Genomic DNA, 13,907 nt, shown 5'->3' on the forward strand with positions numbered 1-13,907 from the left:
ATACCGCTTCCTATTCTGTCTTTCTATGTTTATATGCCAATCACTGCTCCTTATTTTTATTGGCGCCGCGTCCGTAAACCAGATACAGGATCACGCTGCTTATCACCATCAGGATCACCGAATATACCAGGTTCAGCGCCTGGGCGTCACCTTCAATATTATTTGATACATTATTTTTAATAACAACTCCAAGCGGAGGATACAATGGATGGTAAATAAAGGCCGAGATATCATAATCCGACAGCTTTCCATTGAAATTGATCGCAAAGACAGCAAGCACCACAGGTAATATGCAGGGCAGGATAATCTGCATGAAAATCCGGATTCCGGAGGCCCCCAGATTCTTCGCGGCATCCTCTAAATTGGTATCAAAGGAAGCAAAAGCGGATTTCAGCATCCGCAGCGTATACGGAATCATAACTACACTGTACGCTATCAGCATAATGAATACCGTCCCGACAAGCGGCTGGTTAAACATAATCCAGTGCGGCAGATCAAAAGTAATTATCATTCCCAACGCAAACATGACGGGCGGTACAAACCACGGAATATGAAGCAAATACTCCAACAGGGCTGTCGCCTTATTCTGATATTTCAATATCAGCCGAATACAGATCAATACGATTATAATTACAGCCAGGGATGCAAGTGCCGAATATATAATACTTGTCAGAAATGGCTTATACGCAGCGGCGTCCGTTAAGACTGCAAGATAATTTTTCAGGGTAAGCCTTTTTGGATCGAATACTCCATTGGTAATACAATACCTGTCTGTAAAAGAGAACAGAACTACAGCAGCCAGCGGAAGCAGATAAATTACCACCAGAAGATAGGCCAGCACATGCACAATTACATTGGCCGCAGGATGACTGATTTTCTGTTTCTGAAGCGGTGTTTTGACCTTTGAAACAGAAATGTAATTTCCTTTTCGTTCTATCCGTATGGATATATAGAGCAGCAGCATCTCAGCAATTCCCAATATCAAAGACAGGACCGCCGCAATATCCCTTGAACTCGTTCTTTCCGAAAAGGTCAGTATCATAGGCCCGATAGTCTGAAAATCCCTTCCGCCCACCATAGTAGGCGCAGATACCGCCATCAGTCCTGTCTGAAACAGCATGATGGTGCAGGTCAGCAGCACCGGTTTTAACACAGGCAGTACCACCCGCCGCAGAATATAGAAACTGCCTGCCCCAAGGTTTCTTGCAGCTTCCACGGTCTGGTAGTCAATATTTACAAGCGCATTCTTAAGGAAAATAAGATGGTTCGTCGTACATGCAAAGGTCATTACAAACACAACGGCAAGATATCCTGAAAACCAGTAGGGATCCAACTCCGGGAATACCTTTGTCAATATCCCGGTCAGAAACCCATGGGCCCCATATCCGAACAAATAGCCGTTTGCAAGAACCACACCTCCGAACACCATCGGTATTTTGTATATCACGCTCAGGAATCTTGCTCCTGCCACCTTGTAGTATTCGGTTACCAGTACAACAAAAATGCCGAGAATATTAGACGTAATTGTAATTGTAAACGCTAGCAGGAAACTATTTTTCAACCCCTTTACAGCTCTCGCCGAGGTGAAAATTTTTTCGATTGCCCGGAAGGAAAATTTACCGTCCGAGAAAAAAGTATGGTATACAATGTTTACGTTCGGAAATATTAAAAAAGCCGCAATAAACCATACCAGGAAAAGACTTACCAGCGTCAGGTACAGCAGATGATTGTTCTTCTTAAGCTTCATAATTAACCACTCCCCATATTAATACTGCAGGATATCTCTGGGATTTATGTAAACTCTTATCACTTCTCCCGGCTGATAAGGCATGCCGCCGCATTCCTTCACATATCCTTTTATCGTTGAGTCAAGTATTCCATATGTATAAATGGAATGTGTTCCGTAGAATTCACGTTCCAGTACTTTCGCTTCCATTGCAACCGCGTCCGGACTCAGCCTGTCCGTTTCTATTCTCTCCTGTCTGATATAGCTTGCCGCATCAGGATGAAACCTTGTTTCCCCCAGTTCTTCATTTATCAGCCGTATCACCTCACCGCTCAGCTTTGACACATCTCCGATAAAATTACATACATATTCCGTTTCCGCCTTGTTATAAAGCTCATCCGGTGTCCCGACCTGTTCAATTTTCCCCTTATTAAAAACTGCAATACGATCGGAAAGAGTAAGCGCCTCATCCTGATCATGGGTTACGTAAATAGATGTGATTCCAAAATTCTTCTGCATCTTTTTAAGCTCTGTCCGCAGCTGTTTTCTCAATTTAGCATCCAGATTGGACAGCGGTTCGTCAAGCAAAAGGACCTCGGGGTTATTTACTAATGCACGCGCGATGGCCACTCTTTGCTGCTGTCCTCCGGAAAGCCTGGCTATATTTTTCCCAAGCTGCTCCTGGCTGAGTTCCACCATATCAGCCACTTTATTTACAGCTTCCCTGATATCCTGCTTTTTCATCTTCTTAACTTTTAAACCAAAGGCTATATTTTCATAAACAGTCATACTGGGAAATAACGCATAATTTTGGAAAATAACACCAATTCCCCTTTTTTCAACCGGTACATTTACAATACTTTTGCCGTCTACCAGAATATCTCCCCGGGAAGGGGTCAGAAATCCCGCAAGCGCACGCAGGGTCGTTGTCTTTCCGCAGCCCGAGGCTCCCAGAAATGTAAAAAATTCACCGGTATTTATTTGAAGGTCCAAATGATCGATAATTACCGTATTCCCGTATTTAACCTGTACATCCTCAAAATTGATCATATTTCATTCCCTCACACTGATACTTTATTAAAGCTTTCATAATTTACAGGAAGCCTGTGTATCAGCACAGACTTCCCTTTTATCTTTCTGTTCTATTTTAAGGAATCAATTCCAGCTCAATCTTTTCAAGCCAACCATCCAGATTTTCCGCTACAAAGTCATAATCAATATTCTGTACTTTTACGGAATCTGTAAGTGCTTTCAGATCAGGATCCACCTGTCCTCTCGCATCTTCATTGGCCGGATAAGTAGAAGAAACTTTCTCCATCACTTCAGCGCTGCCATAATAATCAAGAAATTCCTTTGCTGTATCATAATTCTTTGTGCCATTAACAATACCAACCATTTCCACTGCAAACGGCACGCCTGCCTCAGGGGTGGCCCAGGCAATATCCGCATTATAGTCTGCTTCCGCCTTTAATACGCCTTTGCTGTAATTCTGGCCGGCCCATATATCTCCTTTGGTCAGCATAGCGAAGAAATCATCCCCCTCCTGCTGAATATAAGCATTCTGATAATAGGCAGCTATTGCATCCCATCCTTCCTGCGAAATGCCAAGTTCTCCGTTATCGTCCCGATATCTGGTAAGTATTCCGGACAGCACAAGCTGCGTTGTTCCGCCAGAAGTAGAAGGATTGACAAAATATTTGCCTTTCCACTCCGGTTTTGTCCATAAATCCGTCCAGTCTGCGGGAGCATTATCACCCGCAGCTTCCGGATTATAAGCCAAAAGCACTGCCGAAATACCTACTCCATAATAATAACCGTCCGGATCCTTCAGGCCGCTTTCTACCTTATCATCCCATACCGGTGTAAAAGGCTGCAGGCAGTCTGCTGCTTTGAGCCTGGCAAAACCAATATGATTAATCCCATATACAATATCAGCCGTAGGGTTATTTTTTTCTGCCATAATACGGTCGGTTACTTCTCCTCCGCCATTTAACCTGACTACGGTCACTTCAATACCGATTTCTTTTCCCACATCCTCCATGGCCTTGGCTCCGGCCTCATCTGTATTGGAATAAACCACCAACGTCTTTGCTCCGGCCTGCTTTTGGGCTTCTTCTGTTTCCTGAGCATCCGAAACTTTGCTTTCTGCTGCAGCGCTGGATTCCTGCACAGGGGTCGGCTGTGTTTCCTTAGCCGTCTGGGAATTCCCACATCCTGCCATAATACTGCTGGCCGCCAAAATAACTGCTGTGGTCAGTCCCCATATTTTCTTCATTTTTTTGTTTCTCATACCTCTTCCTCCTTAAGTTAGGTTTGCTTGATTATATTTCCTTCTCCTTTAACTTATCCCTGAGTTCCCTGATCTTATCTGTATAGACTTTTCCCAAATGCAGCTGCGGATACAGAAATGCTCTCGCATACTCCGGCTCTTCTTCAAATTCCAATTCAAAAACCGTAATTGACAAGAGAGGATCCCTGTTTTTTTCCGACAGATTTTTTAATCTGATGTAATGCTCATTCTGATCGAATTCCACCTGTATTTCTGTTCCCAGCACCTTGACTTGTTTCAATACCGTCATAAAGCCGCCCAGTCTCAATTCCTTTTCCTTCGGCCAAATCCAATTCCAGAGATAGACTTTGTTCCCATCCTGTGTGGCGCTGCAAAGTCCGTTCGTTCGATAGACCACAGTTGGCTTCTTTCTTCCGTACACCGCACTGCCATTCTTTGCAAGCCATGCCCCTACTGTCTCCAGAGGCTTCATAACTTCATCCGGCAGACTTCCATCTGGTTTTGGGCCTACATTGAGAAGAAGATTCCCCCCTTCAGCAGTAACCTTGCAAAGCATTCTGATAATTTCATGGGCATTATAACTGTATGGAACGCAGGAATCCGAATCAATATATCCCCAGCTGATCCCATTAAATGTCATACATGCTTCCCAATCCCCTTTTTCGGCATCGATTTTTTCCTCCGGAGTACCGAAATCCTCCTCCAGCTTTGAACGATTATTAATAATAATATCCGGCTGCAGTTCCCTTACCATCTGATTCATTCTGAGACTGTCCCAACCCTCCCAGGAAACCATAGGTCTTGAAATGTCATACCAAAGAATATCTATTTTGCCATATTGGGTCATTAGTTCTTTAAGCATCCCCTGCAGGTACTCCGTAAACCTAAGCCTCGCCTGTGCATCCACCGCACATTTCCATGCATCCGGATGTATCCAGTCCATCAGCGAAAAGTAAAAGCCAATTCTGATTCCTTCTTTTCTGCAGGCATCTACAAACAGCCTTACAATATCTACCCCAGGCCCACAATTTACCGAATTGTACGGGTTGGCCTTGGAATCCCAGAGACTGAAACCTTCATGATGACGTGTAGTTAGTACAATGTATTTCATTCCTGCCTTTTTAGCTGTCCTTACCCATTTCTCCGGCATTGAGGCATCAAATGTCATATTTTTCAAAAATTCCCTGTACTCTTCCTGGGTATAATTTTCATACGCCATTGCCCATTCATGCGTTCCCTTTGTGGAATACAAACCGTAATGAATAAACATTCCAAATCTGGCTTCCCGCCACCATCCCATTCTCTGTTCCCTGGTTTCGGCTATATTTTTTTCATACTCTTCTTTACATATTGGTATTTTTGTACACATTAGAAACCTCTCTTATTGTTTTTTATTAGTATATCACGAAAAAAGCAGCTTCCAAAAATTTCGCGTTTTGGAAACTGCTTCTTTAATCAGGTTAATTCTTCCATTTTTTGTTTGTATTTCACTGCGATTAAATCCGTAATAAACTGAAAATAATAGGGATGATTCTGGACATTTGAACTATAATCAAATCCTATACATAAATCTACCCGGCTGTCCTCCGCAAGCTTTCTGTTTGACGTAATCAGAACAATCTTTCCTTTCGTCAAATTGAATATATCCTTTCTGGGATAGCCTTCCTTCAACTGATATTCTGTAATATATTTGCCAGAATTACTGAAAATAATAATCAGGGTATGTTCATCGGCATTAAGTATATAATCTTCCTGGCTGATATCACTTAAGTTGGTATATATTATCTTTTTATGGAAAGCAAGCTTAAACTGCAAATCCAGAGCGGCCGTCTGCGAATGAACTATACCGAAAGCAGCCACCTTTTCGTAACAAATCAAATCATTCACCAACTGCTCGATTCCAGCCATATCAATGCTCGTTTTCATCAGTTCCATATCCGCCTTCAGGATATCTACATATTTATCAATTCCAAATTTTCCTAAGTAATCTATAATATTTTCACCCCAACCATATACCACGCCTTCTCTTGCAGCCATGGCGGAAAGCTTAAAATCCATATAATCGTCAAAGCCTATTTCTCTGACAAACTTTGAGATTGTTGATTTGGATACATTACATAGCCTGGCTGTTTCACCGATAGTAAACTGACTGATTTTAAACAGATTCTGCAAAAAAGAATATGCAATATAATACTCAATCGAGGAAGACTCCTTTTCATTGATTACGGCTAAAAGACGGTTTAACAGTATATTCAATTTTCCACCTCTCTTATAGAGAACATTTCTTTTACTTATCGTCTCAACAATGCTCATTTATTATATCATACCGCATGTCCTGTTACAATCGAAAGGTGGTAAGCCTGTTTTACATAGCTTCAATAACCGCCTGTTCTTTCAATTTTGTATTCCACCGTTATCCCTCCTGAGGCGCCCCTGCCTCTGTATGTTCTTTCTCCCCTCCGTCTATTCTTCTTTAAAAACCTCTTTCAACGCCTCCAGATAACCATACCCATACAAATCATCCGGTTCCAGATAGCTAGTTTCCGTCCATTCATTCCAGCTGTTTACCGTGATCAGCGGCGGCTGTTTGGGATGGCTGTCGGCGTAGGCCCGGGCCATTTCAAAGCCTTTTTTAACCGCCTGGGGGGAATTATTTTTCACAATTCCCTGACGCAGCCCGGTAAATCTGGGATTGTTGTCCCAGCCCACCGAAATATGGGGAAAATAGGGAATGGCATAATCCCGCCCGATTTTTTCCCATTCCTTCTCCACATCCGCAAGGATGTCCTCATAGTCCCGGTCAATATCCGTAATATGTACAAACTGGTAATGGGTAACGCTGGAAAAACCAAGGAAGGTGCCGATATCACCGCCTGCTTTTGCGCTCTCTTTGTCCAGGCCGGAAAGATTGGGCACGCCGCCGTGCGCCGTCAGCTGCAGGTGAAGCCCTTTAAATCCGGCTTTTATTGTTTCTTCCCGGAACCAGTTCAGCGCGTCCCTGGTATTTTCCAGACCGCCCAGCCCGTCGATCAGAATCCCCAGTTCATAAATCTGAAAAACAGGTTCCCCGTCTATCTGGTAATAATTGGGCTGTACAAAATACTTATGGATTATCCTGCGGCAGATCCGCTCAAATTCCTCCCGGTCTACGCCCCCTTTCCAGATTGTGGTGTCCTGTTCCCAGGAAAGACGGATATCCCATGTATAATTCACATCATGGTTGGCCCACATGAGATAGAACTTCATTTTATCCCGGTTCTTTGCCTGCAGGAAGCCTTCGTTCAGACAGTTTTCCAGATAAGGCCTTCCGTCAAACCAGTACCAGTCATATATGAAAACATTGACGCCGTGATCCACTGCCGCCTCGATTTCCATTTCCATCACATAAGGATCCGCCTCGTCCACATAGCCCCACAGAGGCTTTCTCGGCCAGCTGTGCCCCGGAAACTTCTTCACGGCATTTTTCACAGACTGCCATTCTCCCATCCCTTCCGGCCAGAACATCAGGCTCCTTTTATCCCGCCCTGTATAGGCGGGCCAGACATAAGCCGCCACATCATATTTTCCCATAGTCCCCATTTCCTCCTGTAACCCTTTATTCAGGATCAGCCCGGCTGATCCGTCGCTATTCCATATACTCCACCTTCACCGGCCCCAAAAGCCCCGTAGGCTCCTGCACCCAGTACCGGTCAAAAACATTGTCATGATGCGCCTTGGCCAGTGTATTCGTCACCTCCGCCACCAGTTCATTTTCCCCATCCTGCAGCATCCCTTCCTCCAGAAAAAACAGATAAGGCGGGCAGATGGCGTCTCCCGCCTTCCGTCCATTCACCCACACCTGTACAGCCTCGTAGGCCTCTCCCAGGGAAAGCACAGCCCTCCCTGCCCTTGCCTCAAACTGCATCCGGTAACGGACGGTGCCTGAAAATTCCGGCAGCCTGCCCGGTGCGGCCAGACTGCCCGTTTCCGTATATTCCGTCCTGGTAAATTCCGGCCAGGCCAGCGGTCTACTCACGCTGATTTCCCAGCCCTTCGCTGGAAGTTCCACCACTTCCCCGGTTTTTCGGGCATACATCCGGCGGTTCTTCCCGCATTTCACACCCGTTTCCCCGAACACTACAAAAACGGATTCATAGGGGCGAAGCAGCAGGGACACCACTGTTTTTTCCCCGTCCTTCCCCACTTTCCGTCTCTGATGTGCTTCCAGAAACTCCCCTGTCATAGCATCGTAAAAACATGCCTGCCGTCCGTCCCGGAAACAAACTTCCGCTTCAACCTTCTGAAAAAGGCTTTCATTGGTCAGGAAATAAGAATCCCTCTCCCCCTGTCTGTAATGGTAAAAGACAAGATATTCCCCATAGCTTCCCCCGTCCTCAACCTCGATGTCCCGCAAATCCATTTCCGTAAGCACCCCTGCCAGCTCATCATAAGCCGCCTTCTTCATCCCGCAGACAGGCTCGAATTTTTCCCCCAGATAGCTTCTCTTTGGAAAATCCCCGGCGAACACCACCGCAATTCCCTGGGCCGCCAGTTCCTGCAGCCGTTTTGTCACCTGCCCGGGCAGATACTGCGCATAAGGAACGATCAGCGCGCCGAAGCTTTCCTCCGCGATTTTCAGCCGCCCGTCCTCCACGCGGCTGCGCTCCCGGTCCACCAGCCAGTCCCCCGGCACCACGTCACAGTCAATCTGGCGCAGCATCAGCGCCTTCACCGCCTTTTCAAAGGGATCGCACGCCCCTCCCCACTCACTCTCCCCATGATACAGCACGGCCGCACTGGCCACGTGCACGCCGTCACAGAGCCGTGCGCACACCCGGTTGGCATAATCCGCCCACACGGAAAACAGCCGGAACTGAGGGTTGTTCCCGCCCGCATAAAAATGCGGAGGACAATCCGGATCCGGAAATTCCATCGGGGAAAAAGCATGTGGAATAATATGGTTTATCCCCCTGACGCACATGGCGTCAGTAATCCATTTCATCATCTTCAGCCCTTCCGACCATCCGTAGGCCCCAAAAGCCTCGCAGACAGAGTTTCCCCGCTTGCGCGGATCCAGATGGGCACAGGAGCTGGCCATCTTGGAAAGCCCCCAGTGATTAAATTGCGCATCATAATTATTGAAATGCGTCAGGAACCTGCCGTCCCTCCTGCCGGGATAGATATTGTTGACCACATCAATTCCCGCCATATCCAGCCCGTCCATGGCCCTGAAATAATGACCCGGCCCATAGCCCAGCCTTGCATGGCTTCCGTTTTCCTCAATCACATGCCCAATCAGCCGCACACCGTGTTCCCGGCACCAGTCTCCCATCTGCCCGATAAAATTCTTTCCGAACCGCCGGGATACCACGTCCATATACCGATATCTGACATCCGCCGTCCTCTCCCCGCAGTCAAACCAAAGCGCCGGAAGCAGCCGGACAAAGTCCGAAAAAAAGCCTCCAAAAGAATCCCCGCAAGGAGAATTCCCAGAAAAAGATTTCCCGCAACCGGCCTCCCCGGCCAGTTCCTCAAGCAGCGTTTCTGACCATGGCAGCACCATATCGTCCCCTAACAGTCTGTCATAGCCCGGACTGTTCCCAAACCGCGGCTCATCCGTAAAAAAGCCCTGTATGGTATCCCCGAAATCTGCGCCAAGATGCCTGTAATGCTCTTCATATACCAAATCCAGAAAAGCCCTGGTCCCCTCCGGATCCAGCGGATTCAGATAATTCTTCGTCCACTCCTCCCCTCCGTTCCCAGTCACCTTGCATATAAAAATCCGCCATTCCCCTTCCGGAATATCCCAGTACAGAATCCCGTCCTGCACAAAACCGGTCACATCGATCAGGGAATCCATGGAGAACCTGGCATCGTAATCCAGCCGCCGGCCCGCCACAGCGCACAGGAACCGTTCCCCGTCCTCCAGCCACTGATCAATGAGGACTCCCCGTTCACTGGCCGGCCCGATGGCATCCACATACTGCACCGCCAGATATCTTTTCGTATATTGGGGATACCGTTCCCCAATCAGCCCGTTTGCCGTTCCGCTGGGATAGCTTCCGTCATCAAAAATCCACATCTTAAGTCCCAGCCGCTTTGCCTCCTGCACAAGGAGTTCCATATCCTCCCACCAGCCGCTGCCCAGGTAATCCGGATGCGGCCTGGACTCCGCAATGAATCCTCCGATCCCGTTTTCCTTCATCTGCCGCAGCTCCCTGAGCAAAATCTCTTTATCCTCATGATGCTGCCAGAACAACGGACATAAATAACTTTTTTCTGCTTCCATATCTGCCCCTCCCGCGTACCGCCGTTTTCTGCGCGATACTGCATTACTCAGCCTTCCGGCCATATTTTTTGGAGAAAATCCGGTCCTGCCCGGCCCCGTAATATGCCTTCATTTTAAAGACCTCTTCACAGGTTCGCAAGTGGCGATTTTTCATATTTCCGTGAAAAAAACGTCCTCTGTCCACACTCCATTTTACCAAGTTTGCATTTTTATCCTTCTGAAACAAATCACCCGGTAGTTTATGTATACCGGGTGATTGTCTTATATTACTATTTTGAAAATTCTTCAAATTTTTGTTTCGCTAATTTATACTCTTCTTTGTAATAATCGACACCCTTCTGATAACCAATTCTGTCTAATTCCGACAGAAACTCAGTCTTTATCTTATCAAATTCAGTCTGATCCGTGGCATAAATCAGTTTTACAGAATACTCAATTGCCAGAGTTGTTGCATCCGTTTCTATCACTGACAGTTCGTCAGCCGGATTAAGTGGTGCAATCATATCAAAAATCGGAGTAGCAAATGTGTTATGTTCAAAGTTTTTATCATAATACTCCGTTCCATAACTATAGCCATTGTCATCAATAAATTTCAACTCTGCTGCAGACATATTCTCTCTGAAGGTAGAAGTATCTTCCTGGGCAAAAATTGTCTTCCATCCTCTGGGATCCTCCCGATAGCCATTTACCTGCAAACCAGGCGCCACATAGCTTATACCAATTTTTTTATATGCGTCCGGATCTTTTTCTACAGTCGGATCATTCGGGAAAGCTTTGGGTTTACCATCCACATATTCCCACGTTGTCCCCTCCGGGCCATTAGCCATTACTTCTGTGCCATCCCAGGAAGCTGTATAGTTTATAAAACGAATGGCTGCTTCAACATCCTTACATGTTTTTGATATTGCATAGTAAGATCCGTTTCCATAAGGAGAGGATGTCCTACAGAAAACATAGTCGCCCCTGTCCCCTACTACTAAGGGTGCATACCCTTTTTCCTTATCCTGAGCTGCAACTAATTTGTCATTCGGCCAACCAATCTGCCAGTTTGCCAGACCAAGGAAATACCTTTGAGCACCGCCTTTCTCACGTACCTGATCCCCATTCATCGTTGCCGACTCCGGATCAAGCGCGCCTGCCTGATTCATTTTAAAGAAGAATTCAGCGCCTGTAAGCCATGCACTGTCTTCTGCCAGTCGGGGAACTAATTCATCTTTTTCAAAATCTATATTTACAAAAATATTCTTATCCCCCTGGCCAATAAAGTGTGCAAAGTTCCAATCCAGGTATCCAAATTCTTTACTGCCAAGAGGGATTGCAACACCATAATTCTTCTGTCCCGCCTCATTTTCAGGTTCTAATTTCATTGCCTCCACACAATAATTGATAACATCATCATAGGTTTCAAGTTCTGGTTTCCCCATATCTTCCCACAAATCGTACCTATATGAAAATGTATTATCATAGCCTGACGGATACCAGTTAATACCGCCAACCTGAGCTGGAATAAAATAATTTTCCTGAGTGTTAAATTTAAATCTTGTAAAATCCAAAGCATCCTGAGCTACTTCCTGAATATCCTTCCCAAAACTATCTAAATAAGGATCAATGCTTATAATAAGTTTATTATTCAGTAAAGTCTGATTGATTGAAGGACTGTTAACCAGCCAAATATCCGGCAATTCATTAGATGCAATCAGCATTGAAGCGGCTTCATCTGCCGTATTGTTTCCCATAAAGGGAGACCAATCCAGAATAACACCTGTTTCTTCAGCTATTTTATTCATCACAGGGTTATCTAATATATTCGATGGCATATTAGATGCATTATGATTAAATATTGTCAATGTCACCATTTCTTTTGTCACATCCGCTTCCTTGCTCTCCGTACTGTCAACATTCTGTGATGTTTGGTTATCATTTTGCACCCCCTCTGTATTTTCCCCACATCCGGTCATCATAAATAGTACCGAACACATCAATACAGCAATACATTTTTTTAGTTTCATACACTTATCCTCCATTTAAATTTATATATTAACTGTGCGGCTACGCACGTTAGCCCTTGACTGCCCCAATCATGATTCCTTTTACAAAAAACCTTTGTGTAAACGGATACACCAGCATAATTGGTGTAATTGTAATAACCGTTACCGCCATACGTATCGATGTTGGATTGACCCTAAGTTTTTCTTTTAGTGCGTCACCACTCAAACGAGCCGCTTCACTTAAATTCATAGACTGACTTTGAACAAAATTTAAAAGCATAAGCTGTAAGGTTTCCAGATTTTTATCAGAACAATACCACAGGTTGTCCACCCAACTGTTCCATTGGGCAACTGCCGTAAATGTCGCAATAGTAGCTGTGATTGGCGTTATCACAGGTAATATAATCCGAAAAAAAATCTGATAATAATTCGCGCCATCAATCATTGCACTTTCTTCTACTTCAGCAGGAAGCTGCTCAATAAATACTTTTACCAGAATCATATTATAAACTGAAATCATCCCCGGTATTACGTATACTAAAAAATTATTACGAAAGCCATATTTTGTAAAAGTTACATATACCGGTATTGCACCTGCAGATATATACATACTGAATACCAATATCCGATACATCAGTTTACGGAACGGCAATTCTTTTTTTGTAAGGCCATAAGCCAGCATAGAACAGCCGGTAACCGACAGTATAGTACCGATAACGGTCCTTGCAACGGAAACAAAGAAAGGTTTAAAAATATTATTTCTGGTTATTACTTCAACATAATTAATTAGCGTCGGTTCTCTGGGTAAAACTAAAGCCATATCGCCCAATACCGCATCCGGGTTAGAAAAAGAATTTATTATTACGATATAAAATGGATACAGGCAAATAAAAGCAAATGAAGTCAAAATCAGCCAAACCACTCCCATAAAAATTTTATCGCCCAGATTATTTCTTCGATACATATTTCCACCCCTCCTTCCTATATAATTTTTGCACCATTTACATGGTAAGCAACCCGGTTAATTACGGTCAGAAGTAATACACTCACAATTGAGCGGCTCATACCTACTGCTGTCGCATATGAAAAATTCAGGTTTTGTATTCCAGTTCGATAAATATATGTATCCAAGTTATCTAATACCGGCAGCGTAACTGCATTTGTAAAAACATAATACTGATCAAATCCCGTGTTTAAAATATTCGCTGCCCCCAAAACCAACAATACAATAAATGTTGGCATAATACCCGGAATTGTAATGTAAATAATTCTTTTAATACGACCTGCTCCATCGACCTTAGCTGCCTCATAAAGGCTTTGATCAATTCCTGTAATTGCAGCCAGATATATAATTGCAGACCATCCGCAATTTTTCCATACACTTAAAAAGAAGGTCTGAAAAACTTTTGCAATGTCTGCGTTTGCCAAAAAGTTGGTAGGCACACTCAACCAGCCAAGCTTGTCAAAAAAGACCTGATTAATTAATCCGTCTTCAACTGAAAAAAAAGTTGCCGCAATTGAAAACACAATAATCCATGATATAAAGTTAGGAAAAGATGTCAGTGTCTGAATAATTCTTTTGTATCTGAACTTTGCATGAAAGTTACACTAAATCTCTTTTTGGCACCTTCCGCT

At 44.6% G+C, this 13,907-nt stretch carries 10 protein-coding genes; all 10 read right to left on the reverse strand.

What is annotated here, in order from left to right; genetic code table 11:
• Nucleotides 1-40: 40 nt before the first annotated feature.
• The 10 genes from DXC51_RS27520 to DXC51_RS27570 all read right to left on the reverse strand — a co-directional run bounded on the left by DXC51_RS27520 (nucleotide 41) and on the right by DXC51_RS27570 (nucleotide 13,847).
• The gene (locus tag DXC51_RS27520; protein WP_117545849.1) at nucleotides 41-1,747 is read right to left on the reverse strand and encodes an ABC transporter permease; all 1,707 of its coding nucleotides are present in this window, start codon (nucleotides 1,745-1,747) and stop codon (nucleotides 41-43) included.
• A gap of 18 nt (nucleotides 1,748-1,765) precedes the next feature.
• The gene (locus DXC51_RS27525; RefSeq protein ID WP_117545850.1) at nucleotides 1,766-2,776 is read right to left on the reverse strand and encodes an ABC transporter ATP-binding protein; all 1,011 of its coding nucleotides are present in this window, start codon (nucleotides 2,774-2,776) and stop codon (nucleotides 1,766-1,768) included.
• Between the two features lie 97 nt (nucleotides 2,777-2,873).
• Nucleotides 2,874-4,016 (reverse strand): extracellular solute-binding protein, encoded by a 1,143-nt coding sequence (locus tag DXC51_RS27530; protein ID WP_117545851.1) that lies wholly within the window; start codon nucleotides 4,014-4,016, stop codon nucleotides 2,874-2,876.
• 31 nt (nucleotides 4,017-4,047) lie between these two features.
• The gene (locus tag DXC51_RS27535) at nucleotides 4,048-5,385 is read right to left on the reverse strand and encodes an alpha-L-fucosidase (RefSeq protein ID WP_117545852.1); all 1,338 of its coding nucleotides are present in this window, start codon (nucleotides 5,383-5,385) and stop codon (nucleotides 4,048-4,050) included.
• Between the two features lie 86 nt (nucleotides 5,386-5,471).
• Nucleotides 5,472-6,272 carry a MurR/RpiR family transcriptional regulator gene (locus DXC51_RS27540; RefSeq protein ID WP_117545853.1) on the reverse strand — a complete coding sequence of 267 codons (801 nt, stop codon included), beginning with the start codon at nucleotides 6,270-6,272 and terminating at the stop codon, nucleotides 5,472-5,474.
• A gap of 207 nt (nucleotides 6,273-6,479) precedes the next feature.
• Complete coding sequence (locus tag DXC51_RS27545; RefSeq protein WP_117545854.1) at nucleotides 6,480-7,586, reverse strand: glycosyltransferase WbsX family protein; 1,107 nt, start codon at nucleotides 7,584-7,586, stop codon at nucleotides 6,480-6,482.
• 55 nt (nucleotides 7,587-7,641) lie between these two features.
• Nucleotides 7,642-10,284 (reverse strand): glycosyl hydrolase family 2 protein, encoded by a 2,643-nt coding sequence (locus tag DXC51_RS27550; protein WP_181970219.1) that lies wholly within the window; start codon nucleotides 10,282-10,284, stop codon nucleotides 7,642-7,644.
• A gap of 269 nt (nucleotides 10,285-10,553) precedes the next feature.
• Nucleotides 10,554-12,293: a type 2 periplasmic-binding domain-containing protein gene (locus DXC51_RS27560; RefSeq protein WP_117545857.1), complete on the reverse strand. Its 1,740-nt coding sequence runs from the start codon at nucleotides 12,291-12,293 to the stop codon at nucleotides 10,554-10,556.
• Between the two features lie 49 nt (nucleotides 12,294-12,342).
• A complete protein-coding gene (locus tag DXC51_RS27565; protein ID WP_117545858.1) occupies nucleotides 12,343-13,236 on the reverse strand; it encodes a carbohydrate ABC transporter permease in 894 nt (297 codons plus the stop codon).
• Nucleotides 13,237-13,253: 17 nt separating this feature from the next.
• Nucleotides 13,254-13,847 (reverse strand): ABC transporter permease subunit, encoded by a 594-nt coding sequence (locus DXC51_RS27570; RefSeq protein ID WP_330413887.1) that lies wholly within the window; start codon nucleotides 13,845-13,847, stop codon nucleotides 13,254-13,256.
• Nucleotides 13,848-13,907 lie beyond the last annotated feature (60 nt).

The organism is Eisenbergiella massiliensis (genome assembly GCF_003435485.1).